Below are 26401 nucleotides of genomic sequence, written 5' to 3' on the forward strand. Positions count from 1 at the left end.
TCACTGCGAATACGCAGAGTGCAGGTCGAGCTGACCTAGTGTCGTGACCGTGGCGAAGGTATCCGTTCCGGAAAAGACGCTCGAGCACTGGTCAAGCCTCTATCTCGCCTACAGGTACCGTTCGAGGGCGGCTATGTGGTGGCCAACGACTGGTGCCGATATCGACGTTCGATGGCTTCCAAACTGCCCAGGGAAGGCCGTGCAACTCGAACTGAAGACGTCCATTGTGGCAGGGGCCAATCTTCAGGACGTGAAGGTCAACCTCGGTCAACTGTGGGACTACGACCAGTTGCCGCCAGGGCAGAAGCCATTCTATGTCTTCCCGTGGCCGGATTGGACCGGCGATCTCGAGGCGGTGGCAATCGCTGCGAATATTCCGCCCAGCGAGCTCGCTTTCTCTCGGAGTGGTCAAGATTGGTGGTTCGCGGACTGGCTTGTGGTCCTCACCACTGACCAAGTTGCCAGCGTCCTCGCATCCGAACTTGCGGCTCATGGATCCTCAACCCGAAAGAACGCGTCGTGTCTTCTAGTTCGGTTCGACCTGACGGCCAGCGCGACCGCACCGACTCGTTCGTGGGGGTCCGGGGCTCCTGAACCAACATGCATTCCGTGGCGGCAGTTCTGGAGCGACCTTCAGATGTGCGGTCGCGATGGTTGGAGTCAACTGATTCGACTCCCGATTGACTCAGTCACGGCTCGCGATTACGACCGGTCGGAGATCGTAGCGATGCTGCAGCAAGTGAAAAGGACCGATCGCCGTGAGTGGCGCGAGACAGGGATGGCAACACTTGCTCCGTTCGCCAGCAATCTGACGGGCGGTCCTGACGCGTTTCGCATCATTGACGACCCGATCGGAGGTCTCGAGCCTTCAAGGAATGCTGAGCGAGACGGGAAGGGCCAAGAAGACCTGTCCGATCGCCGGCAACTCACGTTCATCGAAGCTGGTGCCTTGGGTGCAAGGCGGGCCTAGGGCGTGGGCCTGCGCGAGCTTGGCTGACTACGAATTGGAGAAGTCGCGCTTCTCATGACGAGTGGTCGGAATCAGCCATAACCTGCGGGGTATGGGTTGGTTCCGCCGCAGCAAGCAGTCAGAAGCTCCAGTCACCGCGAAGCCGGGCTGGTACCCCGATGGAGCCCGGTCCGGACAACTTAGGTACTGGGACGGCGCCGTCTGGACGGACCACCGCTCGCCGATGCCCGACCAGCAAGCCCAAGCTGCAGCAGACCGCTCCCATGCGCACAGCGCGCGTCGACGCAACGGAAGACCGTTCGGTCAACCGGTAACGCCGTGGTCGGAGAAGCTCGTGTATCAAGGCATCGTCGGCGAGTCCTTCCACGAAGACGCCTTTAGGGCGATCGCCGCGGAGTACGGCCAGAAGACCCTTCCTGACCACGGCTACGAGGTCCCGGAAGCCCTCGCCGCGGTCGTTCCAGACCCAGACAACGAGTTCGACGCCAACGCCGTGGCGGTGTGGGTAGAAGGCAGGCATCTGGTCGGGCATCTCCCGCGAAATGTCGCCACTCAATATGCCCCCAAACTGGAGTCGCTTGACCGTGGCACGTACCTACAGGTGCCGGCCCGGGTGTGGGTGGGGCGCGACGAGTGGGATCGGGATACGGGTGCCCCGAAGCCGGGCGGCATTCGCGGCAGCGTCGGCGTCCGTCTGCCCGAACCCGACGGCATCAGCCCGTTCAACGATCTCCCCGATGACTTGCACAGCGTCTTGCCCTGGGGTCGCGCCATCCAGATCACTGGCGAGGAACTACATATGGATGTGCTGCGCACATTCGCGCTTGGGACCGATCCTCGTCACGTTGCAGCGACGCTCCACGTCGTGGAGGAGCCGCGGAAGACCGGCGACCCAGTACGACTTGTAGAGGTGCGCCTCGACGAGCAACGCGTCGGCGTGATGAGCAAGGCAGTCAGCGAGCAGGTCTACGACCTCGTCGCGTTCGTCGCCGCAAAGAATCGCGTGCCCGTAGCCCGAGCGATCGTGAAAGGTTCGGATCTCCGTGCAGATGTAACAGTGCATGTCGCACGGACGAGCGAGGTACCGCACAAGTGGCTCGATGGCATCGAAGCACCCTGACAAGAAAGTTGAGTAGCGCCAAGAAGTTGAGTAGCGGCGCCGTCTGGTCGCTCGCGTGGGACTGCGAGGAAGTTGACGGAGGCACTCGCTCACTGCGGTGGCATACACGGCCCGCGCCACCAGGCGGCGGTTTGACTCACCAACCGAAACGGGGTCCGGGTTCTCGGCGCGCCGCGAAGTCTGTCAGGAGCCGACTAACGGACGAGGACGCACGGATACAGATGGCGCGGAGATCAGAGTGGCTACAAGCCGGAAGCCGGCCGCCCGAATCGCTGGTACAGTCAAATTCAGTCGGCGACGATACGGTCTATGGGTTCGCAACCCGATCCGGCACTCAAACGGGAGATCTGGGTTCAAGCCCCAGCGCCGGTCTCATGCCGGATGTAGCTCAACTGGCAGAGCCCCGTTCTTTCTTCCCGGTCACGTAGAGCAGTCCCCGACGTTCCAGTTCCGCCTCTACTTCCCCGTGTTTGAACGCGACCGGACCGTAGTCGAAGTTGCCTAGGCGCATCGCTACTGCGACGCGCTTGCTTGGCTGAGGCGGGACGTCGCGGAGTACCGCAAAGTCATCAACCAGACGGCCGAGCCAGAACGATCGTGGCATGGCCGTGCCCATGGCCAGGTTCATCTCGCGCGCCAAACGTTTTGTTACTGCCAGCTCGGCGATGGTCTCGCTGAAGCCGAGGCGCACGACCTGTCCCATCTCGTAGAGTGGGGGCGGCTCCGAGGTGATCTTTGTCCAGAGCTCCCGCGCTGCCACGGACATCTCGGTGCAGGCGGTGACGATCTCCTCGTCGGCGGTAGCTCCGCGGTGTACTACTGCGTTTCGCAGCAGGCGCAGGAATCGGAAGATCTCGCGAGCCTGCGGCTCGAGTTCGGCTCCAGTGGCTACCGCAAACTTGGCGTGAAGGTTGGAGGCGTTTGCTGTCTTCACCTGAGTTCGTGAGGTGAGGCCGTGATCTCGAAGGAGCTCAAGGCAGTTGATTGCGTAGTCCTCATGGATCGCCTGGATGTACGGAACCGCCATGAGGCCGAGATGATGCTCTGCGTCATCAAGAACGTGACTGGCCACATCGGTTCGCAGATTGAAGAGCTTGATGCGCGGGATACTCGGGAAGATTTCAGCCAAGGGGCGCGTGGCGCCATGGGTTAGAGCCAGCACGTGGCTTGCTAGTCGACAGCCCGCGAGCATGGCATTGATCGCCGTGTTGGCGTCCTGGCGCCGACGATCATAGTCGCTGAACTCGGCATACCTAATCACCTGCACCTCTCCTTCATATCGTGAGATCAGGTGCGAAGGCGGCACTAAGGCACACTGTCAGCACTCGTTGGCAGTAACTCGCCGCGTGCAACCGGGGCTGTCGCAAGACCGTGCGACCCTGTGCTGTATGGACTTCTCAACTCGTCAGGCCAATCCGGGCGATGATCCCTTCGACTCCAGCGTCTGGGCGCGGGGCTTCCAACTCGGCTCCACCGGAGGAATGGTGTGCGACATCTGTGCATGCCTTGTCCGCCAAGATCCGGGTAGTGCGAAGCGCCACCTCGCATGGCATGAGCAAGCGGGATGAGGATCTTGACGGAGCCGACCTGCACCCCTTGAAACGGCTCACCAGCCCTAGCGGCAATGAGATAGTTACGCGCGATGAGTGACGACACCGGAACAGGCGCGGCAAGTGATCCTCGGCATTCGCTCGCCGAGTGGGCAAATTCGAACGATGAATGGGTACGCCAGATCGTGCGAGTTGTGCTCGCGACCGGCGCGCCGCTCGATTCAGACACCCTGGACTCGGTCTACGCACTCTTCCGGCAGGAGAAGTCTCTCGACGAGCGCGTCCTGCCCGCTGAGCCAAGACTCGAGACTGGAGCAAGCTCTGACGACGGAGAAGAACCGCTCGTCGTTACGAAACTCTCCGATGTTCACGGGGTGAACGCAATCGCGCCCGGCTCTGTGATCGAACCCCACGTGGGCCTCACTGTCCTCTATGGCGAGAACGGCACCGGAAAGACGGGATACTCCCGCATCTTCAAGACCTTGGCTGCAAGCCGGACTGCCGATCCGATTCTGGGCAACGTCGATACCGAGGCAGACGAACCCATCAGTGCGACGATCGAGTACCGCGTTGGTACTGATGCCCACGTTTTGAAGTGGAAAGGCGAGTCAGGCAAGTCCCCGTTTAGCCGGATGTCGATCTTCGACACCCGCGCCGTAAACATTCATGTCGATGACGACATCGAGTACGTCTACACACCAGCCGTCCTCTCCCTGTTCGAGTACGTGATTGGTGGACTGCGCGGTGTCCAAGAACGGATCGACGGGAAGATCCGCGACCTGCAGAGCGGAAGCCTGAGTCAGCTTCTGGCCCGGTTCCCGCGGGACTCAACGGTCTATCCATTCATCGAGACGTTGGGAGCATCGTCCGACCTCGTCGAGCTGAAGGAGCGGGCGAGTGTGAGCATTAAGGTCGATGACGAGATAGAGGCTCTCCGCGCGACCGTCGCAGCACTCCAGGCAAACACTCTCGACCTTCAGATCTCGAGCCGGCAGGGCGCAGTGCGGGCACTTCGTGAGGCCGATGTGGCGTCCCAGACGTGGAACGGGTTCGACGCCTCAAAGCGGATCGAACTTCTGGCCCAGATGGAGCAATACGAGACCGACTACAGGGAATTTCGAGCAGCCCTGTTTGCGTCGGCCGCCCTGCCGACGGAACCTGAGGAGACCTGGGAGGGCTTCGTACGCGCGGGCGCCCGCTACCGCCTCCACCTCGAGCAGCAAGACGTTCACGACGACGAGCGCTGCCTGTACTGCCGGCAGGCGCTCGACGCCAAGGCGAGAGACCTCATCGAGAGGTATCAGCAGTACCTTGAGGACAAGATCAGCGCAGACCTTGCCGGCACACGAGATGAGTTGCGGGGTCTTGAGGCACCACTTGGCGCGGTGCAACTGGGTGCAATCACGAGCTTCCTCGCCGAGCATGATGACGACGCCGAGCCACCGCCGTACCTGGCGGACCTGAAGGCAGTGCTCTCGAATGACACCGAGATACAGGCATCGATCGACCAGGGCACCGCACTTCCTGCCGATCCCGACCTTGACACACGCACGACGCGCATTGCAGATGCGCTCGCGGAACTCACAGCGGAGCTCGCAAGTTTGCGCCAGCAGGCCGGCAACCGGAGCGAGACGCTCAGCACTCGACAGCGCGAACTAAGCGAGCTCATCGCCGCTGCCGAGTTGGCCAAGTCGTGGACGGCTATTGAAAACCGGGTCATGGACGCAAAGCAGGCTGATCGGCTCGCGACCCTGGCCAAGGCGGTGCCCACACTCCTGCGATCTGTGACGGGCCTTGCCAAGGACGCCAGCAACGAACTCATCAACAACAGTTTCGAGGAACTCTTCCATGAGGAGTGTGCCTCGCTCAGGGCAAAGGAACTCAAGCTCCAGTTCGTAGGACGCGAAGGCAAGGCTCAGCGTCGCAAAATGATCGGCGGTAGGCACAAGCCCTCCAGGGTGTTCTCTGAAGGGGAGCAGAAGGTGCTTGCCATTGCGGACTTCCTTGCAGAGGCACGCCTTGCGGGCATCGCGGCTCCGGTGATCTTTGACGACCCCGTTTCAAGCCTTGATCACCGCCGTATCAACGAAGTTGCCGAGAGGATCGCTCGCCTCGCCGCAGAGACCCAGGTGATCGTCTTCACACACGACATTCTCTTCACAACAAAGCTGCTATCGCTATTCGAGAAGTCCAAGCGTTGCACGTACCTTCACGTCTCGGATGAGGACGGCGCCAAGGGAAAGATCAACCAAGGATCCGGGCCCCGCTGGCACAGCCTCTCGAAGCTACGGGGCCAGATCAATGAAGCCATCCAGCGGGCTGGCGCCGAGAGCGGTCAAGCGCGAGAGGCGCACATCAGCGTCGCTTACAGCTTGATCCGATCCTGGTGCGAAGTGTTCATTGAACAAGAGGTGCTCCAAGGAGTTACGCAGCGCCTGCAGCCAAACGTGTCCATGGGTGGGCTGTCACGTATCAAGCTCGACGCTCTCCCAGACTGCTTTGAGACAGTCAATGGAGTGTTCGAAGACGCTTGTCGCTACACAGAGGCGCACTCTCAGCCGCTCGCCACCCTCGGCGTCGCTCCTACGCTCGATGGCCTGAAGCAGGACTGGGACACGCTCACCGAGTGCAAGAAGAAGCATGACCAAGCCTGAGCGGCGAACCGGCTCATGCCCTCCCAACGCGACATCTGCGCTCAACGGGACACGCTCATAGTGGGCGGGCTGGGCTACATCGGCCCAGCGTCACTCCCCACCCCCGAAGTCCCAGGCCGAGGCTGCATCCCGGATCAACCCGGCCGCCAGGTCCACCACCTTCGGCACCCCGCGCCCCTCGTAGCGCCGGAGCACGATGCGCCGCTGGCCGAGCCCGGGGACGTCGAGGGTCTCGATGCCTTCCTGCGTGATGCCCTCGAGAGCGAGGGAGGGCACGAGGGCCATGCCCTCGCCGGCGGCGACGAGGGCGAGGGCCGTGCGCGTCTCGGCGTACTGGTGGATGGTCGGGGTGTTGCTGCCGGTGGCGCGGCGTACGCGCTGGAGGGCCCTGGCCCAGGCCCCGTCGGGGTCGACGCCGAGCCAAGGGAGCCCGAGGCGGGACAGGTCGAGGGAGTCGTCGTACGTGATCGTGCCGGCGGGGACGACGACCTTCCACGGCTCGTCGAGCAGCGGCGTCTCGGTCAGGCGAGCGGGGAGCTTGCGCGCCGTCTCCTCGACGTCGATCTCCAGGATCGCGATGTCGAGCTCGCGTGCACGGAGCATGCGCAGCGTCTCCTCCTCGGACGACTCGACGACCTCGAAGCGCAACCGGGGGTGGCCCTCGCGCCAGGCCGGGATCTGCGGCAGCAGCACCTGCGACAGGAAGCTGTGGAAGCCGCCGACGCGGACCGTGCCGCCGGGCTCGTCCTCGTCGTCGATGAGTCGCGCGCGAGCCTCGGTCAGGACCTTCTCCACGTCCTCGGCGGCCTCCGCGAGCGCCAGGCCGTCGTCGGTCAGCACGGTGCCCGTCGGCGTACGACGCACGAGCGGGCGGCCCACCTCGGCCTCCAGCTTGGCCAGCTGTTGGGAAACGGCAGATGGCGTCACACGTAGGTCGTCGGCGGCCGCGAGGACGCCTCCGGAGCGCGCCACGGCGAGGAGAAACCTGAGGCGGCGGGGATCGATCTCCATGTTCAGCAACACTAAACTGCCGATGTAGAAATGTGCGTTTGATCTGAATACCCAACAGGGTCAGACTTCAGGAGTCGGCGGCCGTGGGGGTCGCCTGAGGAGAAGCAGGAACAGCACGATGATCGCGGCAGCACTGGGTTGGGTCGGCACGATGGGGACGTTCGCGGCCTACATCCTGTTGTGGCGGGGCAAGCTCGGCTCCGACTCCCTCACCTATGCGCTGATGAACACCGTCGGCGGGTTCCTCGGCGGTGCCGCCAGCGCCTACTACGGCGCGTGGCCGAGCGTCGCGTCCAACTTCGTCTGGGCCGCAGTCGGCCTGCAGAGCATCGTCGTGGAGGTACGCCGCCGCATCCGCAGCCGTCGCTCGCGGGCGACCACCGCGATGCAGGCGCTCTACGAGCCGATCGACTGCCTGGTCTGACCGTTCAGCCGTCGGCGCCGAGCTCCTCCTCGAGGGCCAGCAGGGCGCTCTCGACGACCTCGGTCAGCGCCGGGTGGATCCAGTACATCGAGCGCGCCAGCCCGGCGACCGGCAGGTCGTGCGCCATCGCCATGACCAGCGGCTGCACCAGCACCGACGCCATCGGAGCGACGACGTGGGCGCCGAGGAGGCGGCCGGTCGAGCGGCGCGCGACCAGCTTCACGAACCCCTGGGCCTCGGCGTCGCCGTCGAGGTGACCGGCCAGCGCCCAGCCGTACGCCACGTCCGCCACGTCGTGGCGCGCGACCGCCACGTCGTCGCCGTGCTCGTCGCGGGCCTCGGCCTCGGTGAGCCCGACGCGGCCCACCTGCGGGTGTGCGAAGACGGCCTGCGGGACCGCGGTGTGGTCGCTCGTGACCCACGACGACCGGTCGTCGTCGCCGGCCCGCAGCGCACGGAGCACGTTGTGCTGGACGACGCGCGCGTCCTGGTTGGCGACGTGCTTGAGCGGCTCCTCGCTGCTCGCGTCGCCGAGGGACCACACGCCGGCCGCGGAGGCGTGCTGGTGCTCGTCGACGACGATGCGGCCGTGGTCGTCGGCCTCGACCCCGGCGGCGTCGAGGTCGAGCAGGTCGGAGTTGGGCCGGCGGCCGGTGGCCAGCAGCAGGACGTCGACCTCGGCCTCGCCGCCGTCGGCGAGGTGCAGGGTGATCGGCCCGCCCGCGCCACCGCTGACCTTCTCGAGCTCGGTGCCGAGCCGGACGTCCCAGCGCTCCTTCACGGCCGCGGTGAAGTGGGCGGCGACGTCGTCGTCCTGGCCGGTCAGGAGCGTGTCGCTCCCCTCGACCTGCACCACGTCGGCGCCGTACGACGAGAAGACGTGCGCCAGCTCCGAGCCGACGTACCCGCCGCCGATGACACCGAGCCGGGCGGGGAAGGTCTCGAGCCGCATGATCGTGTCGCTGGTCTCGTAGCCGGCCTCCTCCAGGCCCGGGACGTCAGGCACGACCGGCCGCGTCCCGGTCGCCAGGACGACCTGGTCGGCGGTGATGGTGGTGCGGACGCCGTCGACGTCCACGGAGAGCTGGCGCGGACCGGTGAAGGTCGCGGTGCCCTGGTAGACGTCGATGTTGTCGGCCTCCCTGCGCCCGGCCAGGCCCTCGGCGGCGTCCTCGTCGACCTTGCCCATCACCCGGTCGCGGATCGCCGGCCAGTCGGCCGGTCCCACCGTCGCGGGCACGCCAAGAGCGTCCCCGCGACGGGCCGCGGTCGCGACGTCGGCCGGCAGGATGAACATCTTCGACGGGATGCACCCGCGGTTCAGGCAGGTCCCGCCCAACGGCCCCCGCTCGACGAGTGCCACCCGGTAGTCGTCGAACCGGTCGTCGACGATCGTGTTGCCGGAGCCGGCGCCGACGATGACGAGGTCGTAGTGCTCAGAGGTCATGCCGAGAGGCTAGGCACGAACTCGAGAAGAAGCCTCGCGAGACCACCTCTTAGTAGGTCCTCACGTCCACCCGGGTCAGGTCCTTGACCGGCTTGCTCGTCCCCGCGAGCACCGCGTCGAACGAGCGGTCGTCCTGCAGGTAGCGCGCGAGGAAGGCCTCGATGTAGGTCGCGGCGACCGCGCGCTCGTCGTCCTCGCCGAGGGTGTCGTGGAGCGTGCCGTCCAGCTGCGAGACGCACTTCCCGGGGCGGCCCTTCGGGTGCATCGCGTCGTCCTCGCCGCCGGGCAGGCCGCTGCTCGCGGCCCAGCGGGTGTTGAGGTTGTTGTGGTTGGCGCCGCGCACCATGATCGCGATGTTGACCGGGTTGTCGGCGCGACGGGCGAGCCGGTTGAACTCCGCCTCGTCGCCGGTCGGGTCGCACGACCCGGCCCAGGTCATCAGCGGCACGTCGGTGACCTGCAGGCGCTTGAAGGCGCGGTCCATGAACGGCGGCTCGGCCGGCGCGAGCCCGAAGACCGCGCGGAGTCGTACGCCGTCGGGCACGAGGTGGCGGTTCTTCCTCGCCGCGGCCCACATCATCCCGCGTCCGCCGCGCGAGTGGCCCATCAGGCCGACGCGCTGGAAGTCGGCGGCACCGGCGAAGTCCGGCGTCGCAGGCGTGTCCGTCCCGGCCAGCCGGAAGGCGCCGACGAGCCGGCCGCTCCCCTGCTCGGTGAGCTTCTGCCACAGCCGCAGGTGCCGGAAGGCGACGAGGGCGCGCGCCCGGTCGGCCACCTCGCCGAGCGACCCGGCGTTCACGCCGTTGGCACCCACCGACACGACGAGCATCCCGCGGGCGGCGAGCGTCCGGCCGAGGTAGTCGTAGCCCTCGTCGCTGGCGATGCCAGTGAACCCGGCACGGCACGGCCAGCCCATGTCGGTCCTGCCGCGAGCATCGTTGGCGCAGCTCCAGAAGAGCCCGTGCGCCAGGATCGCGACCGGCAGGTGCCGGCCCGCAGCGTCAGCCGGTGCGTAGACGCGGCCGGTCAGCTCGATCGGCGCCCGCCCCTTGGTCGGCATCCCCTTGTCGTCGTACCCACGGAAACCGGGCACGGTCATCGCCGCGTCACCCAGGTCGTAGTCGTAGACGGCCACCTCGGACGCAGGGTCGCCGCTCGCGCGGTCGGAGATGCCGGCCGGTGCGGCGTACGACGTCGTGGTGGCGGCGGTCAGGGACGCGACGAGCGCACCGGCGACCACCATCGGGAGGGCGCGGCGCAGGAGCCGGGGCACAGATCTGGGCAGGAGGGGGTGACGATTCATGGCGGCAGCCTCGTCGACGGATGTCAGGAAGTTGTCAGGCCGGTGTCACGCGCCGGTCAGAGCCGGATCGACGCGACGGTCCGCACGCCCGGCGCGCTCGCCAGCGTCACCGTGCCGCCGTGCGCCTCGACGATCTGGCGCACGATCGCCAGCCCGAGCCCGCTCCCCCCGGTCACCCGGCTGCGAGACGGGTCGACGCGGCGGAACCGGTCGAAGACTTGCGGCAGGTCGGCGGCCGGGATGCCCTCGCCGGTGTCCTCGACCTCGACCAGGCCGGGTGCGGAGCGGACGGTGACGGTGCCACCGGCAGGCGTGTGGCGTACGGCGTTGGCGACGAGGTTGGCGACCGCCTGGCGCAGCCGCACCGGGTCCGCGTCGACCACCGAGCCGGGCTCCCCCGTCGCGAGGAGCGTGACACCGGCGGCCTCGGCGACGCCACCGAAGGACTGGACGGTGCGCTCGACGAGGTCGGCAAGGTCGGTCCGCTCGAGGTCGAGCACCAGCCCGCCCGCGTCCCCGACGGCCAGGTCGCGCAGGTCGTCGACCAGCCGCTGCAGCAGGAGCGTCTCCTCGTGCAGGCTGTCCAGCAGCTCACGGTCGGTCTCGACCAGCCCGTCCTGCGCCGCCTCGAGCCAGCCGCGCACGTTGGCGAGCGGGGTGCGCAGCTCGTGCGACACGTCGCTGGTCAGCCGGGTGCGCGCCGCGTCGTCGGCCTCGCGGCGCTCGGCCATCCGGTTGAAGGCGGCCCCGACCTCGCCGACCTCGTCGCGACGCCGTACGGGCACCCGCACCGAGAGGTCGCCCTCCCCCGCCTGCTGCGCCGCGGTGGCCATCCGCCGGAGCGGTCGCACGATGCTGCCGGCCAAAAGGGCGCAGAGCAGCAGCGTCACCAGCAGTACGCCGCCCGCCAGCAGGCCGATGCGCTCCTGGCTCGCGCGCGAGAGGTCCCACAGCACCTCGGGCGGGGCTGCGTCGGCGCTCAGGTAGAGCAGCGCGGGTGGCGCAACCGAGGACGAGAGCAGGTCGCGCCGGGCGTGCTCTGCGCACTGCGCGACCGTGTCGTGGCCGCGGCGGTAGTCGACGAGCACCGCGAAGTCGGGCCGCACGGCGTCGGCCCGCCGGAGCCCCGCGGTCCGCAGGCACTGGTTCGTGTCGCGCAGGAGGCCGACCACGGCGGCCTTCGCGTCGGCCGCGTCGGCCGCGTCGACGGACACCCGGCTGTCGACCAGACCGGTCGGCTCCACGACGTAGGCCCGGCAGCGGAGGGTCGCGTCGCAGGGTCGCGGCTCGACCGACTCCGCCGGCACGGTCGCCGGCTGGAGCGGCTCGCGCAGCACCGGGTCGACGTCGAGCGCGTCGAGCCGGGCGCGGGCGTCGGCCGGCGCGCGCGGGGCGTCGCGCCCGTCGGAGTCGAGCAGGACCGTGCCGGTGAGGTCGGTGACGGTGACCGGTCGGCGCAGCTCCGCCGACAGCTCGTCCACCAGGCCGGCCGCACCCGCCCAGCCGCGGTGGGTGGCGGCGTACTCGACCAGGGCGTCGTAGGCGCGCGCGTCCACCTCGAGCGAGGCGGCCTGGCTCTCGCGCACCGCCACCGACGTCGCACGCACGGTCGCCCAGGTCGTGGCGACGACGGCGACCAGCACGATCACCGCGGCGAGGGCGAACAGCCGGACGAACAGGCTGCGTCGCCACGGCACCCGGGCGGAGCGCCCGGTCACGCGTCGGCCGGGGCCACGGCGGCGTACCCCACGCCGTGGACGGTGCGGATCAGGGCGGGGTCGAGCTTCTTGCGGAGGTTGGCGACGTGGACGTCGACGGTGCGGGGCGTGACGTGGGCGGCGTCGCCGCGACCGTGCAGGCGGGTGAGGAGCTGGGCGCGGGAGAAGACCCGGCCCGGCTCGGCGGCGAGCGCCTCGAGCAGCAGGAGCTCGCCGGGCGTGCAGGTGACGACCGCGCCGTGCCAGCGCACCTCGTGGGTGGTGGGCGCCACGGTCAGCGGTCCGAGGGTCACCGCGGAGCGTCCCGCCTCGGCGGCGTCGATGCGACGGCGGCGCAGCAGCGAGCGGACGCGAGCCATCAGCTCGCGGGGGCTGTAGGGCTTGGTCAGGTAGTCGTCGGCGCCGAGGTCGAGGCCGTGGAGCAGGTCGTCCTCGGTGGCGCGTGCGGTGAGCATGAGGATCGGCACGGCCTCGGTCGCCTCGTCGGCGCGCAGGATGCGGCAGACGTCGAGGCCGTCCATGCCGGGCATCATCACGTCGAGCACCATCAGGTCGGGGGTGGACCGCCGCGCCGCGTCCACGGCCTCGCGTCCGTCACCGACGACCGTCACGTGGTGGCCCTCGGCGACCGCGTAGCGCCGGACGAGCTCCGCCTGCTTGGGGTCGTCCTCGGCGACCAGGATCCGTGCCACGGGAGTGACTGTAGGTGGCGGGGCCGAGCCCCGGTCTCGACACTGTCGCCGGGCGACCTGCTCAACCAGCGGCGACCTGGCCCAGCGCGCGCGTCAGGCAGGCGATGAAGTGGTCCACGTGGGACTCGTCCCACACCAGTGGCGGGCGGACCTTGAGGACATCGCCGCCCGCGCCGGTGAGGCCGGCAAGTGCTCCTTCGCGGACGAGGGCCTGGAGCAACGCCCTCGCGACCGGGCGGGAGGCCACGTCGACGCCGACGACGAGGCCGGTCCCCCGCACCTCGCCGAGGACCTCGGTCGTCGCCGCGAGGCATCGCAGCCGAGCGACCAGGTGGTCGCCGGTGACCAGGGCACGGGCCGGCAGGCCCCGGTCCTCGAGGACGTCGAGCACCGCGTTGCCCGCGGCCGCGGCGGCAGGGGTTGCGGCGAAGGTCGAGAAGTACTCGTAGTGCTGCGCGAAGTGGTCGACGTGCTCCCGGCGCGTGATGACCGCGCCCATCGGGTAGCCCGCGCCCATCGGCTTGCCGATCGTCACGAGGTCGGGCACGACGCCGGACTGCAGGAAGCGCCACATCAGCGGACCCGTGCGGCCGTAGCCGACCTGCACCTCGTCGGCCAGGTAGAGCGCACCGGCGGCGTGTGCGGCGTCGCGCAGCCCCGAGAAGTACGACGCCGGCGCGTCGTGGACGCCCTCGCTGGTGAAGCCGGAGTCGGCGAGCAGCAGCGCCGGCCGATGGCCCCGCTCCTCGAGACCCGCAGCGGCCGCCGCGACGGAGGCCGTCGGGTCCGCGCCGCCGTGCGGTGCATGGAAGCGCCCGACGGCGCTCGGCTGGTGCCCGGGCGGCCACTCGTTGGAGCTCAGGTCGGCCATCCACTTCGTGCTCCCGTGGTAGCCGTGGTCGACGATCAGTGCGCCCGACCCGCCGGTGAGCTCGGTGGCCAGTCGCCACGCGACCTCGTTGGCCTCGGTGCCGGAGGTCGTGAAGAGCACGGTGTCGAGACCCGGCGGCATCGTGGCGACCAGCCGCTCGGCGAGCTCGACGGCCTCGGGGTGGAGGTAGCGCGAGTGCGTGTTGATGGTGCGCAGCTGCCGCGAGACGCGGTTCGCCACGGTCGGGTCGGCGTGGCCGACGACGGCGACGTTGTTGTACGCATCGAGGTAGCGCCGGCCGTCGGAGGTGGTCAGCCAGGCACCCGAGCCGCTCACGACCTCCAGCGGCTCGTCGTAGAACAGCGGCGCGACCGGCCCGCCCATCGCGGCGTCGCGGCGCTCGCCGACCGACGACCAGGTGACGGGAGCGGTCCCGGCCAGCCGGTGGAGGCGTGCGGCCAGCTCGGCGGGCGACAGGTCCGACAGCGAGGTCAGCACGCGGGTGTCGGCGTCGTCGTACTGCGTGATGTAGGCCGTGTTGTCGGGGTGGGCGGCCGCGCGCCGGCCCGAGATGATCGCGCTCAGCGCGAGCCGCGACAGCACCAGCTCGCCGAGCACCTCGACCTCCTCGGGCGCGAGGGGACGCAGCCGCTGGTAGCCACGGAGGGTCGCGCCGGCCAGCTCCCACAGCGAGCAGACCTGGGTCTCGCTCGTGTTGCGCAGCACCGAGGTCAGCGTGACGGCGAGGTCGGCGACGTCGGCCGTGTGGTGCATGTCGCCGAAGTCGATGACGCCCGTGACCACGCCGTCGGTGACGAGCAGGTTGGTCAGCGTCACGTCGGCGTGGTGGATGCCGCCGGGCAGGGCGGCGCACCGCTCCAGCGCGGGCGACACCCGGTCCACCACGGACAGCAGCGGGTCGCCGGCGGGTAGGGACGCGGCGACGGCCGGGAGGCGGCGTACGTCCCAGTCGAGGTCGCGGGCACCCGCCGCCGGGTGGAAGAAGCCGCCCAGCGCCTGCGCGACGCGGGCCGCGATCGCGCCGGCCTGCTCGGCGAGGTCCTCGGTGACGACCTGCCCCTCGAGCCCGTCGCCCGGCACGGTCGTGATGAGCCGCGCCAGGCAGTCGCGGCCGAGGTCGTCGGTGACGACGGCGACGTCGCCACCCGCCAGCAGACGAGTGCCACGAGGGATCGGCAGGGTCGGGTCGACGGCGGCGACGTGCGCCATCGCGGCGACCTCCATCTCGACGAGCGCCCGGTCCTCGGCGGGGTTGGAGACCTTGAGGACGTGGCCGTCGGGAGCACCTCCGACGAGGACGTTGAGGTCGCGCTCGCTGGAGAGCGGGTGGACAGACGGGACGGGCACGCCCCAGAGGTCGCTCATCAGCGCCGTCACCCGCGAGGCGGACAGCGCCGGCGCGGGCTCGGCCATGACGTCGTCGATCACAAGGGGATCATTCCAGTGCCCGAGGTTTCGACACGCTCGCTGGCGCTCGCTGCTCAACCGGCGGGCGGCTCGGCGGGCGAGCGAGCGGGCTACACCGCCGGGGAGAGACGGAAGCCGACGCCGCGGACGTTCTCGACCTGCTCGGTGGCCTCGACGGCCTCGAGCCGGGTGCGGATCCGGCCGACCGCGGCGGAGAGCACCATCGGCGAGCCTTCCCAGTCGGCGCCCCACACCTTGTCCATCAGGGTCTCGCGAAGCACGACGCGTCCGCGCTGGGCGATCAGGAGGGCGAGCACGTCGAACTCACGGCCGTGGGTGGCGATCTCCTCCCCGCCGAACACGATGTGGTGGTCGACGACCTCGAGCTGCTCGTGCTCGGCCAGGCCCTGGGCCGTGGCGTCGTAGTGGCGGTGGATCCGGCGCAGCACCGACCGCACGCGCGACTGGAGCTCGGCGATCGAGCACGGCTTGATGAGGTAGTCGTCGGCACCCGCATCGAGGCCCGCGACGACGTCGAGCTCGTCGTTGCGCGCCGACATGATGACGATGCCGCCGGTGAACCCGAGGGTGCGCAGCGCACGGCACACGTCGACGCCGTCCATGTCGGGCAGCATCAGGTCGAGGATCAGCAGGTCGACCTCGGTGGACTCGACGTGCGCGATGGCTTCCTGGCCGTTGGTGACGACCGCGGCCTCGAACCCTCCGGCACGGAACAGGTGCGACAACGACGAAGCGAGCTCCACGTCGTCCTCGACCATCAACACATGCACCAAAACAGCATAAGTACCCCACGAGCACGTTGCCGATACCCGCGCTCAACAAAAGATCCACCACCTTCCACCGATTCGGTGCCGCACGGACAAAGTCTGGTCACCGCGCGGGGTGCGGGAGCATGGTGACGTGGATCAGCCAGCCCAGGTCACTGCACGCGACATCGACGAGGCTGCCGCCCGGCTGGCCGGCGTCGTCGAGAGCACGCCCCTCCACCGCTCGCCGCGGCTGTCTTCGCTGACCGGCCTCGACGTCTGGCTCAAGCGCGAGGACCTGCAGGAGGTGCGGTCCTACAAGGGCCGCGGCGCCTACAACCTGATCGTGCAGCTCAGCGACGCCGAGCGCGCCGCCGGAGTCACCTGCGCGAGCGCGGGCAACCACGCGCAGGGTGTGGCGTACGCCTGCTCCCGCACCGGCGTCCACGCCCGCATCCACCTGCCCCGCACGACCCCGCGGCAGAAGCGCGAGCGCATCGCCGCCCTCGGTGGGTCCTACGTCGACGTCGTGGTCGACGGCGACACGTACGACGACGCTGCCGCCCTGTCGCGCGTGCACGCCGAGACGTCCGGAGCGATCCCGGTGCCGGCCTTCGACGACCCGCGCACCGTGGCCGGGCAGGGCACCATCGCGGCCGAGGTGCTCGCCCAGCTGGCCACCCAGGTCGGCGCGCAGCCGGACGCGATCGTCGTACCCGTGGGCGGCGGCGGTCTCCTCGCCGGCGTGCTGACCCACGTCGCCGAGCACGCGCCGACGACCCGCGTCATCGGCGTCGAGCCGCAGGGCGCGGCCTCGATGACCGCCGCGGTCGAGGCCGGCGAGCCGGTCGACCTCACCGACGTGGACCCCTTCGTCGACGGTGCCGCGGTGCGGAGGGTGGGCGCGGTCCCCTTCGACGTCGTACGACGCCACGGTCCCGACCTGCGCGTCGTGCCCGAGGGCCTGGTCTGCGTGGAGATGCTCGCGCTCTACCAGTGCGACGGGATCATCGCCGAGCCCGCAGGCGCGCTGGCCCCGGCCGCGCTCCGCCTCCTCGACCTCGGGCTGGCTCCCGGCTCGACGGTCGTGTGCGTGCTGTCCGGTGGCAACAACGACGTCAGCCGCTATGCCGAGGTCGTCGAGCGCGCGCTGGTGCAGGAGGGGCTCAAGCACTACTTCCTCGTCGACTTCCCGCAGGAGCCGGGCGCGCTGCGGCGCTTCCTCGACGAGGTGCTCGGGCCCGACGACGACATCACGCTGTTCGAGTACGTCAAGCGATCCAACCGCGAGACCGGCCCGGCACTGGTCGGCGTCGAGCTCCAGCGACGCGACGACTACGAGCCGCTGATGAGGCGGATGGCCGACTCCGCGCTGCGCGTGGAGCTGGTCGAGCCGTCGAGCCCGCTCTTCCGCTTCGTGCAGTAGGGCCTACCGCAGCAACCCGTCGAGGTGCCGGCGCACCTCGTCCGGCGAGCCCGTGCCGTGCACCCGGATCAGCTCGGCCAGGGCGGGGTGCTCCGCGGCGAGGGTCTCGGCCGCGCGCAGCAGGTCCTGCCCCGACGCGACGGCCCGCAGCAGCTGGGCCGTCGACGGGTCGCCCGTGGGTCGCGCCGACGGCCCGGTCAGGGTCGTCGAGTCCTGCCGGCCGATCTCCTCGAGGCGCACCGCGACCTGGCTGTGCGCCAGGCCCGCCACCACCTCGTCGGACAGCTCGACCAGCGCGCGGAGCCGCTGCACCGCGAGCGGGTTCCCGATCGTCGTACGCCGGCCACTGGCGAGCTGCGAGAGCATCGGGGCGGACACCCCGATGGTGCGCGCGACGGCCGCCTGGCTGAGGCCGAGGGTCGAGGTGACGCGCTCGAGGACGTCGCCGATGGCCGCGCCGTAGAGCTCCTGCTGGCGCCGGCGACTGTCCGACTGCGCAACCATGCCTGGATCGTAACGCACGCACATAGTATGTTTGCGATTGCTAACGATGGGTAGACGGGCCGCAGGAGGTTCCACCATGACGCGGATGCAGCACGATCACCGGACCACCCCGCCCGGGGCCACGTTCGTCGCGACCCGGGCCGCACTGGCCGCCGTCGCGCTGTCGCTCGCGGTCGTCGCGGCGGCCCCGGCGCACGCCGGGAGCCAGGACGGGACGACGAGCACGGAGTCTGGGGCCGAGACAGGGGCGGGGACGGACACCGACTACGCCCGGATGGTCCTGGTCCTCGACTCCTCGGGCTCGATGGCCGAGCCCGCCGGCTCGGGCGGCACGAAGATCGAGGCCGCGAAGCGGGCCCTCGGGACCGTCGTCGACGGGCTGCCCGACGACGCCTACGTCGGGTTGCGGGTCTACGGGGCGAAGGTGTTCTCGCGTGACCAGCAGGGCGCGTGCACCGACTCCCAGCTGGTCGTGGACCCCGCCACCGACAACCGGGACGAGCTCCGCTCGGCGCTCCAGCAGTACGAGCCCTACGGCGAGACGCCCATCGGCTACGCCCTGCGGCAGGCGGCCCGTGACATCGGCGGAGAGTCGACGCGGTCGATCGTGCTGGTCTCCGACGGGATCGCCACCTGCGAGCCCGATCCCTGCGTCGTGGCCGGCGAGCTGGCCCAGCAGGGGATCGACCTCCAGATCGACGTCGTGGGGCTCAGCGTCGACGCGAAGGCCCGCGCCCAGCTGCGCTGCGTGGCCGCGAAGGGCAACGGCACCTACTACGACGCGGACGACGCGGACGACATCGTGGAGAGCCTCCAGACCGCGACCGACCGGGCCCTCCGGCCATTCGCCCTCGAGGGCACCCCGCTCGCCGGAGGCGACTCGGCCAGCCCGACCCCGGTGGAGGTCGGGCTCTGGAGCGACTCCGTCGGCACCACGTCGAGGACCTCCGAGCGATGGTTCTCCTACACCCGCACGATGCCCGGCTCGACGGTGCGCGTCGGGATCGCCAGCCTCGGCGGAGACCCGGAGGAGTGGGACACCGTCCAGCTGGCGACCAGCACGCCGCTGGGCGGCACCTGCGGCACCGACAGCGGGTTCAAGAACATCATCTCCTCCGAGCTCCTCGGCGCCGAGGTCGCGGTCGGCGCACCCCAAGGCAGCGACGACTGCGCGACCTCCGACGAGATCCTCATCTCGGTCTCCCGCTCGCTCGGGAACCTCGGCCGCGGCAAGGCGCCCTACAGCCTCCAGGTCGCCGAGGAGCCTCCCGTCGACGGCACCGCGCTCCCGGAGGCCGACGACTGGAACGGCCTGGTGCTCGACCCGCCGGACGTCCCCGGCAAGCCGGGCCGCGTCGACGGCGGCGACTCCTTCGCCACCGCGCCGGTGCTCACCGACGGTGCCTACCGCGGCACCATCGTCCCGGGCGAGACGCAGGCGTTCCGGGTCGAGCTGGCCTACGGCCAGACGCTGAGCGCACGCGTGCTCGTGCCTCCGGCCGGACCCGCACTGCGCGACGAGGTCGGATTCCAGGGGCCGTTCGGCTCGCTCAACGTCTACAGCCCGATGCGCGGGCAGGTGACCATGAGCGGCGACGGCATCAAGACCACCGGCTTCGCCGCCGGGTCGAGCTCGGACGTGCTCGGTGTCCAGACGCCCCAGGTCCGCTACAACAACCGCGACAGCTCGGCCAGCGTCGGCAGCAGCCTGCCGGGTTACTACTACCTCGTCTACGCCGCCGACGCCGACAGCAGCGGACGGTCCTACGAGATGCCCTTCCGCCTCGAGATGCAGGTGCGCGGCGAGGAGTCCGGGGCGCCGGAGTACGCCGACGGGCAGGCGCTGCTGACCGGCAGCGACGGACCGCTGGGCGAGCCCGTCGCGACGACCGAGGCGACCGCGGACCCGTCGGAACCCGAGGGGACGGCAGGTTCGGAGGAGCCCGACGGGGTCCAGAGCTCGGCTGCCGACGACCCGGGCGGCGTCTCGACCGGCACCTTGCTCGCCGCAGGCGGCCTGTGCGCCGTCGCCCTCGGTTGCGTGGGCGTCGCCCTCGCGCTGCTGAGGGGGCGCCGCCGCGCCTGACGCCCGGACCTCAGGCCAGCACCAGCCAGGCGGCGCCGAGCAGGCACGCGGCCGCGACGACCAGGAGGAGCACGGCGACCAGGCCCCGACGGTCGTCGCTCGGACCCTGGGCCGGCGTGGTCGTCGTACGGCCGGCGGGGTCGTCCTCCTCGACGACGTCCTCCTCGGGACGGGTCCGGCGCGGGCGCACGCGGGTGGCCGGCGGCGCCAGCTCCTCGAGCTGGTCGAGGACGACCACGGGCTCGACGGGGCCGGGGGTCGCGGACAGGTCGAGCGCCACGAGCTGCTCGCGCAGTCGCGCAGCCGACGCAGGCCGGGCGGTGGACTCGTGCTGCACCGCGTCGAGCAGCAGGTCGACGAGCGGCCGGAGGCTGGGCTGGGCGCCGACCGCCGTCTCGACGGCGTCCCGGGTGTGGGGCGGACGCACGCCCGTGAGCATCTCGAGGCCGACCATGCCGACGCCGTAGACGTCCTGCGCCACGGCGGGATCGGCCCCGGCCAGCTGCTCGGGCGCCATGTAGCCGGGCGACCCGATCACCTGGCTCGCGTGGGTGAGCCTGGGGTCGTCGAGTCGCGCCGAGATCCCGAAGTCGGTCAGGAGCAGGTGCGGCCGGTCGGCCCCGGTCGCGTGGAGCAGCAGGTTGGCGGGCTTCACGTCGCGGTGGACCACACCCGCGGCATGGACCGCGTCGAGCGCGTCGAGCAGCTGCACGAGGAGCTCGCGCACCCACATCGCGGGAAGGGCCCCGTGGTCACCGAGCAGCGTGGCGACCGAACCGCCGCGGACGAGGGGCATTGTGAAGAGCACCCGGTCGTCCTCCCCCGCCCACGACAGCGGCGTGACGACGTGGCGGTGATCGATGCGGGTGGCCTGCTCGCGCATGAAGCGCACCAGTGACGCCGAGTCCGACTGTCGCAGCAGCTTGCCGGCGTAGGTCTGCTGGTCGCGGAGGTCGCGCACGACCCACACCGATCCCATGCCGCCGTCCGCGATCGGCTCGAGCAGCTCGAAGCGCCCGGCGAAGACCTCCCCCACGCCGGTCACCGTAGCCGGTGCGGGCTCAGCACTCGACGACGTTGAGGGCGAGGCCGCCGCGGGCGGTCTCCTTGTACTTGTCCTTCATGTCGCGGCCGGTGTCGCGCATCGTCTTGATCGCCTTGTCGAGGGAGACGAAGTGGGCGCCGTCGCCACGCACGGCCATCCGCGCGGCGGTGATCGCCTTGATCGAGGCGACCGCGTTGCGCTCGATGCAGGGGATCTGGACGAGCCCGCCGATCGGGTCGCAGGTGAGCCCGAGGTTGTGCTCGATGCCGATCTCGGCGGCGTTCTCGACCTGCTCGGGCGAGCCGCCCAGGACCTCGGCCAGGCCGGCGGCGGCCATCGAGCACGCCGATCCGACCTCACCCTGGCAGCCGACCTCGGCGCCGGAGATCGACGCGTTCTCCTTGAAGAGCAGGCCGATGGCGGCGGCAGTCAGCAGGAACCGGACGATGCCGTCGTCGTCCGCCCCGGGGACGTAGTGGTGGTAGTAGAGCAGCACGGCCGGGATGATGCCGGCCGCGCCGTTGGTGGGCGCCGTCACGATCCGGCCGCCGGCGGCGTTCTCCTCGTTGACCGCGAGCGCGTAGAGCGTCACCCACTCCATCGCGCCGAGCGGGTCGGGGATGCCGGTGGCGGCCTCGGCCTCGAGCCGGGACTTCAGCTCGGCCGCGCGACGTCGTACCTTCAACCCGCCCGGCAGCACGCCGGTCGTCGCGGCGCCGCGGGCGACGCACTCCTGCATCACGCCCCAGATGGCGAGCAGCTCGCTGCGTACGTCGTCCTCGCTGCGGCGGACCAGCTCGTTGGCGAGCATGACGTCGCTCATCCGCAGCCCGGTCTCGCGGGTGATCGCGAGCAGCTGGTCGGCGGTGTGGAAGTCGTAGGGCACCGGCGTCGCGTCGGGCACCAGGACCGGGTTGCCCACGTCGTCCTCGTCGAGCACGAAGCCACCGCCGACGGAGTAGTACTCCCGGCGCCGCACGTCAGCGCCGTCGGCGTCGGTCGCGAGGAAGACCATGCCGTTGGTGTGGAACTCGAGCCGCTTGCGGCGGTGCATCACCACGTCGTCGTCCGCGGCGAAGGCGATCCGGTGCTTGCCGGCCAGCAGCAGCTCGCCGGTCTCGCGGACCTCGGCCACCATCGGGTCGGCCGCGACCGGGTCGACGAGGTGCGGCTGCTCACCCGCCAGGCCGAGCACGACCGCCTTGACGCTGCCGTGGCCGTGCCCCGTGGCGCCCAGCGAGCCGAACAGCTCCACCCGCACGTGAGCGACGTCGTCGAGCAGTCCGTCGGCGAGCAGCCCGTCGGCGAAGAGGTAGGCGGCCTTCATCGGCCCGACGGTGTGCGAGCTCGACGGGCCGATCCCGACCTTGAACAGGTCGAACACGCTGATGGTCATGGCGCTCCTCCGCCCCCGACCTCGTTGTCGGCGAACCCTCCGATGATGGGGCCGCGGAGGTCCTGAGGCAAGGCATTGTTGCGTTCAGCGATCCGCGTTGCTCATGACGCAACGAGCGTGCGTTCCTGCTCAGCCCTCCGACACGTCGATCAGCACCTTGCCGACCGCGCCGTCCTCGACCGCCGCGTGGGCCTGGGCCGTCTGCTCGAGCGGGAAGCGGTGCAGCGGCAGGCCGTGGTCGTCGCCGACGCCAAACGCCCCGTCGGCCAACGCCGCCGTGATGTCCTCGGCGGCAGCCGTCAGCGCGGCCTGGCCGACCGTGTAGAGCAGCACCCACTGGAAGCGCGCGTTGGTGGAGAAGGTCTCGCGGACGCTGAGCGCCACCTCGTCGCCACCGTTGTTGGCGTAGATCGCGATGGTGGCGCGCGGCTTGATCACCTTCAGGTCGAGCGAGATGTTCTGTGCCGGTGCGACCTCGACGACGAGGTCGACGCCATCAGGGACCAGCTCCCGGATGGCGGCCACGGTGTCGCCGGCGGTGTAGTCGACGACGTGGTGGGCGCCCGCCGCCGTGGCGAGGGCTCCCTTCTCGGGACCGCTCACCGTGCTCACCACGGTCGCTCCGGCCCAGCGCGCCAGCTGGATCGCGGCGTTGCCGACCGCGCCCGCGCCACCGGCGACGAGGACCGTCAGCCCGTCGAGCGCACCTGGCGCGAGCCGGTCCGGGCCGTCCTCGGAGGTCGTCAGCGCGCGGTGGGCAGTCACCGCAGGGACGCCGAGCGACGCGCCGACGTCGTACGACACCGCGTCCGGCAGGACGGTCACGCGGGCCGCCGGCAGGACGACCTGCTCCTGCGCGGTGCCGCCGGGCCGTTGGTGCTGCGCGAGCATCGTCCAGACGCGGTCGCCGACCTCGAGGTCGACCCCCTCCCCGACGGCCTCGACGACGCCACTGCCGTCCTGGCCGGGCACGATCTCGGGGAAGGCGAGCTCACCCATGCCGCCGGCGCGGAACTTCCAGTCGGTCGGGTTCACGCCGGCCCGGACGATCCGCACGCGCACCTCGCCGGGCCCGGGCTCCGGGACCTCTCGCTCGACCAGCTCGAGCACCGAGGAGTCGCCGCTCTCGGTGTAGACCACAGCACGCATCACGTCTTCTTCCGTCGGGGGGGACCTGTCCGTCGATGACAACACAGACGCCCCGCTGCCTATGCCGCAGGGAGAACCAACCGTCCCGTTGGGCTCGGCGCCATGGGCGAGAAGGGGGCGGCGACACGGGCAGAGGTCTTTGGCACGGTGATCGCCCTGTCGATGACGTGGTCGCCGGCCAGCACGACCTTCGCCCCCACGTCAGGGTGAGCCGATGACCGGAGCGCACGCCTAGCGTCGAGGGTCCGGGGCACTAGAAGGAGGACCGCGTGGGACACCAGCCACCGAAGGACGTCCAGGAGTCAGCTCAGCGCGCAGTGCGGTGGATCGAGGACGACAAGGCCGGCAAGGGCTTCACCGACACCGGCCGTCGCCGCGCCTCCCAGCTGGCCGACGGCAAGGAGGTGAGCGACGAGGTCGTGCGGAAGATCCAGGCCTACTTCGCGCGGCACACGGTGGACAAGGACGCCGAAGGCTTCTCGCAGGGTGATGACGGGTTCCCGTCCCCCGGGCGAGTGGCGTGGGACGCCTGGGGCGGCGACGCGGGTGAGCGGTGGGTCGGCACGATCGACCTCGACTGACCTCCGTGACGGCGGCCGCCGAGCCGACGCCATCAGGACCTCCACGCCCGAGGAGCACGGATCGATGAACCGTCTGACCGCCGCGGTGCTGCGGCACCGCGTGATCGTCGCCGTGGCCTGGCTCGCGATCGCGATCGCCGGCGGAGCGACAGCGTCCACGACCGTCGACCGCCTGACCTTCGACTTCGACCTCCCCGGACAGCCGGCCTACGAGACCAACCAGCGGATCGTCGACGAGTTCGGCAACGGCGGGCTCACCGACCCCCTGCTCCTCGTGGTCGAGGGCGACGACGCGGCCTCCCGCGCTGACGAGGTGGCCCAGGAGGTCCGCTCGGCGGTCCCAGGGACCCGCACGGTCTCCCCCGGCGACGAGGGCGCTGACGTCCTGGCCACCGATGCTGGCTCGGCGGTGGTCGTGGCCTACGCGCCGCTCACCCCCGGCCCCGAGTCGTACGCCGAGGCGCAGCCCGCGCTCGAGCAGGTCGCGGAGGCCGCGTCCGGTGATGGCACCACGGTCACGCTGACGGGCTTCTCGGTGCTCGAGGAAGGCGGTGGCGACGACCGCGGCCTGATCGTGGAGGTGCTGATCGGCGGGATCGGCGCGCTCGTCGTGCTGGCGCTCGTCTTCGGGTCGCTGCTCGCCGGGCTGCCCCTGCTGGTGGCCGCGGTCTCCATCCTGGGCACCTTCCTGGCCCTGCTGGGCCTCACCCACCTGACCGACGTCTCGGCCGTCGTGGAATACCTCATCGCGCTCATCGGCCTCGGCGTGGCCATCGACTACTCCCTCCTGGTCGTGACGAGGTGGCGCGAGGAGTCGGCCAAGGGGGTGGCCAACGACGAGGCGATCGGCGCGGCCATGGCGACCGCCGGCCGGTCGGTGGTGTTCAACGGCGTCACCGTGGCGGTGTCCCTCGCGGCGCTCGTGCTGGTGCCGATCCCGTTCCTGCGGAGCATCGGGCTCGGCGGCCTCCTGATCCCGCTCTTCAGCGTCGCCGTGTCCCTCACCCTGGTGCCGGCCCTGCTCAGCGCGGTGGGTCCGCGCATGAACTGGCCGCGCCGCAAGCCCGCGGTGACGCGGAGCCGGCTGTGGGCCGCGATCGCGACCCGGGTGCTGCGTCGGCGATGGCTGACCGTCATCGGCTCCGTGGTCGTGCTGCTCGCGCTCGCCGCTCCCGTGCTCGGCCTCACGCTCGGCACCGCGCAGCTCAGCGGCCTGGCCAACGGCTCGGCGGCCTCGCGCGCGCTCGTCGACGCTGTCGCCGACGGCGTGCCCGCAGGCGTCGTACGCCCGACGGAGGTCCTCGCGTCCGAGAGAGACGTGCCGGGAGCCGTCGAGCAGCTGACGGGCCTCGACGGGGTCGCCGCGGTCGTCGCGCCCCCGGGGCAGGAGTGGTCGGCGGACCGGCAGTCGCTGCTCCAGGTCTGGACCGACACCGACCCCACCACCGAGACCGGACGCGCCACCCTGCAGCGCGTCCGGGACGAGGCCGACGGCCTCGGCGTCGCCGTCGGTGGCACTCCGGCCGAGGACGCGGACTTCATCGCGGCCGTCTACGGCAAGGCGGGCTGGGTCGTGCTCGGGGTCGCCGTCGTGACCTTCCTGCTCCTCGCCCGCGCGCTGCGGTCGTTCTGGCTCCCCCTCAAGGCGCTGGCGCTCAACGCGCTGTCCCTGGCCGCCGCCTACGGCGTCACCGTCCTCATCTGGCAGGACGGGCGCGGCACCGAGCTCCTCTTCGACCGGACGGCGACGGGGGCCGTCACGATCTGGGTGCCGATCGCGGCGTTCGCCTTCCTCTTCGGGCTCTCGATGGACTACGAGGTCTTCATCCTCTCCCGCATGCGTGAGGAGTACGACGACCTGATGGCCGCCTCCACCTCGTCCGCGGGTGCCAGCACCGAGCGCGAGGCCACCGACCGAGCCGTCGTGGAGGGGATCGCCAGCACGGGACGACTCGTCACCTCCGCCGCCCTGATCCTGTTCTTCGCCTTCATCGCCCTCTCCACGGTGCCGACCGTCGAGGTGAAGGTGCTGGCCACCGCCCTGGCGCTCGGCATCGCCATCGACGCCGTCATCGTCCGGGGCCTGCTGGCCCCGGCCCTCGTCGGCGTGCTCGGGCGCGCCAACTGGACCATCCCGCGCGTCCTGTCACGCGCACTCCTGCTCCGTCCCTCGGAGCCACGACACCTGGGGACCCCGGGGCACGTCGACCCGCGGCACTCCGCTGGCAGGTCGTCGGGGCGACGCGGTCGGTGACGCGA

Annotated in this window: 20 protein-coding genes and 1 pseudogene; 8 read left to right on the forward strand and 13 right to left on the reverse strand. The window is 70.3% G+C overall.

Features of this window, described 5'->3' with window-relative positions:
* Positions 1 to 49 precede the first annotated feature (49 nt).
* Positions 50 to 970 carry a hypothetical protein gene (locus EUA93_RS04725; RefSeq protein WP_129399079.1) on the forward strand — a complete coding sequence of 307 codons (921 nt, stop codon included), beginning with the start codon at positions 50 to 52 and terminating at the stop codon, positions 968 to 970.
* A 91-nt stretch (positions 971 to 1061) separates the two neighbouring features.
* On the forward strand, positions 1062 to 2090 hold the full coding sequence (locus tag EUA93_RS04730) for a DUF2510 domain-containing protein (RefSeq protein ID WP_129399080.1): 1029 nt from the start codon (positions 1062 to 1064) through the stop codon (positions 2088 to 2090).
* A gap of 388 nt (positions 2091 to 2478) precedes the next feature.
* On the opposite strand, the gene EUA93_RS04735 is transcribed toward EUA93_RS04730, so the two are convergent.
* Positions 2479 to 3396, reverse strand: a complete 918-nt coding sequence (locus tag EUA93_RS04735; protein WP_129399081.1) for a hypothetical protein — start codon at positions 3394 to 3396, stop codon at positions 2479 to 2481.
* A gap of 336 nt (positions 3397 to 3732) precedes the next feature.
* Here EUA93_RS04735 and EUA93_RS04740 point away from each other — a divergent pair, with 336 nt between their 5' ends.
* A complete protein-coding gene (locus tag EUA93_RS04740; RefSeq protein WP_129399082.1) occupies positions 3733 to 6294 on the forward strand; it encodes an AAA family ATPase in 2562 nt (853 codons plus the stop codon).
* A gap of 90 nt (positions 6295 to 6384) precedes the next feature.
* On the opposite strand, the gene EUA93_RS04745 is transcribed toward EUA93_RS04740, so the two are convergent.
* Positions 6385 to 7305, reverse strand: coding sequence for a LysR family transcriptional regulator (locus tag EUA93_RS04745; RefSeq protein WP_129399083.1), 921 nt, complete (start codon positions 7303 to 7305; stop codon positions 6385 to 6387).
* A gap of 118 nt (positions 7306 to 7423) precedes the next feature.
* Here EUA93_RS04745 and EUA93_RS04750 point away from each other — a divergent pair, with 118 nt between their 5' ends.
* A complete protein-coding gene (locus EUA93_RS04750) occupies positions 7424 to 7729 on the forward strand; it encodes a CBU_0592 family membrane protein (protein WP_129399084.1) in 306 nt (101 codons plus the stop codon).
* Positions 7730 to 7733: 4 nt separating this feature from the next.
* Here the strand turns inward: EUA93_RS04750 and EUA93_RS04755 are convergent, their stop codons facing one another.
* The 7 genes and pseudogenes from EUA93_RS04755 to EUA93_RS04780 form a co-directional block, all read right to left on the reverse strand.
* On the reverse strand, positions 7734 to 9176 hold the full coding sequence (locus EUA93_RS04755) for a mycothione reductase (protein WP_129399085.1): 1443 nt from the start codon (positions 9174 to 9176) through the stop codon (positions 7734 to 7736).
* A 49-nt stretch (positions 9177 to 9225) separates the two neighbouring features.
* Positions 9226 to 10479 carry an alpha/beta hydrolase gene (locus tag EUA93_RS04760; protein ID WP_129399086.1) on the reverse strand — a complete coding sequence of 418 codons (1254 nt, stop codon included), beginning with the start codon at positions 10477 to 10479 and terminating at the stop codon, positions 9226 to 9228.
* A 56-nt stretch (positions 10480 to 10535) separates the two neighbouring features.
* A complete protein-coding gene (locus tag EUA93_RS22290) occupies positions 10536 to 10979 on the reverse strand; it encodes a sensor histidine kinase (protein ID WP_420819073.1) in 444 nt (147 codons plus the stop codon).
* 21 nt (positions 10980 to 11000) lie between these two features.
* Positions 11001 to 12197 (reverse strand): annotated as a pseudogene (locus tag EUA93_RS04765) (HAMP domain-containing protein); the annotation flags it as partial.
* Positions 12194 to 12889, reverse strand: coding sequence for a response regulator transcription factor (locus EUA93_RS04770; RefSeq protein WP_242497242.1), 696 nt, complete (start codon positions 12887 to 12889; stop codon positions 12194 to 12196). The gene EUA93_RS04770 and the pseudogene EUA93_RS04765, both read right to left, overlap by 4 nt.
* A gap of 61 nt (positions 12890 to 12950) precedes the next feature.
* Complete coding sequence (locus EUA93_RS04775) at positions 12951 to 15209, reverse strand: aminotransferase class III-fold pyridoxal phosphate-dependent enzyme (protein WP_129399088.1); 2259 nt, start codon at positions 15207 to 15209, stop codon at positions 12951 to 12953.
* 89 nt (positions 15210 to 15298) lie between these two features.
* Positions 15299 to 15979, reverse strand: a complete 681-nt coding sequence (locus EUA93_RS04780; protein ID WP_129399089.1) for a response regulator transcription factor — start codon at positions 15977 to 15979, stop codon at positions 15299 to 15301.
* A gap of 130 nt (positions 15980 to 16109) precedes the next feature.
* Between EUA93_RS04780 and ilvA the strand changes: the two genes are divergently transcribed.
* Positions 16110 to 17381 (forward strand): threonine ammonia-lyase IlvA, encoded by a 1272-nt coding sequence (gene ilvA / locus EUA93_RS04785; protein WP_129399090.1) that lies wholly within the window; start codon positions 16110 to 16112, stop codon positions 17379 to 17381.
* Between the two features lie 3 nt (positions 17382 to 17384).
* On the opposite strand, the gene EUA93_RS04790 is transcribed toward ilvA, so the two are convergent.
* A complete protein-coding gene (locus EUA93_RS04790; RefSeq protein WP_129399091.1) occupies positions 17385 to 17885 on the reverse strand; it encodes a helix-turn-helix domain-containing protein in 501 nt (166 codons plus the stop codon).
* A gap of 85 nt (positions 17886 to 17970) precedes the next feature.
* On the opposite strand from EUA93_RS04790, the gene EUA93_RS04795 reads away from it, so the two are divergent.
* Entirely contained in the window at positions 17971 to 19971 is a 2001-nt protein-coding gene (locus EUA93_RS04795; protein WP_165355059.1) for a vWA domain-containing protein, read from the forward strand.
* 10 nt (positions 19972 to 19981) lie between these two features.
* Here the strand turns inward: EUA93_RS04795 and EUA93_RS04800 are convergent, their stop codons facing one another.
* The 3 genes from EUA93_RS04800 to EUA93_RS04810 form a co-directional block, all read right to left on the reverse strand.
* Positions 19982 to 21007: a serine/threonine-protein kinase gene (locus tag EUA93_RS04800; RefSeq protein ID WP_242497243.1), complete on the reverse strand. Its 1026-nt coding sequence runs from the start codon at positions 21005 to 21007 to the stop codon at positions 19982 to 19984.
* Between the two features lie 25 nt (positions 21008 to 21032).
* Entirely contained in the window at positions 21033 to 22412 is a 1380-nt protein-coding gene (locus EUA93_RS04805) for an L-serine ammonia-lyase (RefSeq protein WP_129399093.1), read from the reverse strand.
* A gap of 129 nt (positions 22413 to 22541) precedes the next feature.
* Positions 22542 to 23561: an NADPH:quinone reductase gene (locus EUA93_RS04810; protein ID WP_129399094.1), complete on the reverse strand. Its 1020-nt coding sequence runs from the start codon at positions 23559 to 23561 to the stop codon at positions 22542 to 22544.
* A gap of 269 nt (positions 23562 to 23830) precedes the next feature.
* Here EUA93_RS04810 and EUA93_RS04815 point away from each other — a divergent pair, with 269 nt between their 5' ends.
* Both EUA93_RS04815 and EUA93_RS04820 read left to right on the forward strand, forming a co-directional pair.
* Positions 23831 to 24142, forward strand: coding sequence for a hypothetical protein (locus tag EUA93_RS04815; RefSeq protein ID WP_129399095.1), 312 nt, complete (start codon positions 23831 to 23833; stop codon positions 24140 to 24142).
* A 64-nt stretch (positions 24143 to 24206) separates the two neighbouring features.
* Entirely contained in the window at positions 24207 to 26396 is a 2190-nt protein-coding gene (locus EUA93_RS04820; RefSeq protein WP_129399096.1) for an MMPL family transporter, read from the forward strand.
* The last annotated feature ends 5 nt before the right edge of the window (positions 26397 to 26401 follow it).

It is taken from the genome of Nocardioides oleivorans, assembly GCF_004137255.1.
In the GTDB taxonomy this organism is placed as follows: Bacteria; Actinomycetota; Actinomycetes; order Propionibacteriales; family Nocardioidaceae; genus Nocardioides; species Nocardioides oleivorans.

Coding starts and splice junctions, on each gene's coding strand:
- EUA93_RS04745 (WP_129399083.1), bottom strand. CDS start 7,305: ATGGAGATCGATCCCCGCCGCCTCAGGTTTCTCCTCGCCGTGGCGCGC.
- EUA93_RS04760 (WP_129399086.1), bottom strand. CDS start 10,479: ATGAATCGTCACCCCCTCCTGCCCAGATCTGTGCCCCGGCTCCTGCGC.
- EUA93_RS04790 (WP_129399091.1), bottom strand. CDS start 17,885: ATGGTTGCGCAGTCGGACAGTCGCCGGCGCCAGCAGGAGCTCTACGGC.
- EUA93_RS04750 (WP_129399084.1), top strand. CDS start 7,424: ATGATCGCGGCAGCACTGGGTTGGGTCGGCACGATGGGGACGTTCGCG.
- EUA93_RS04740 (WP_129399082.1), top strand. CDS start 3,733: ATGAGTGACGACACCGGAACAGGCGCGGCAAGTGATCCTCGGCATTCG.
- EUA93_RS04730 (WP_129399080.1), top strand. CDS start 1,062: ATGGGTTGGTTCCGCCGCAGCAAGCAGTCAGAAGCTCCAGTCACCGCG.
- EUA93_RS04810 (WP_129399094.1), bottom strand. CDS start 23,561: ATGCGTGCTGTGGTCTACACCGAGAGCGGCGACTCCTCGGTGCTCGAG.
- EUA93_RS04820 (WP_129399096.1), top strand. CDS start 24,207: ATGAACCGTCTGACCGCCGCGGTGCTGCGGCACCGCGTGATCGTCGCC.
- EUA93_RS04755 (WP_129399085.1), bottom strand. CDS start 9,176: ATGACCTCTGAGCACTACGACCTCGTCATCGTCGGCGCCGGCTCCGGC.
- EUA93_RS04795 (WP_165355059.1), top strand. CDS start 17,971: ATGCAGCACGATCACCGGACCACCCCGCCCGGGGCCACGTTCGTCGCG.
- EUA93_RS04805 (WP_129399093.1), bottom strand. CDS start 22,412: ATGACCATCAGCGTGTTCGACCTGTTCAAGGTCGGGATCGGCCCGTCG.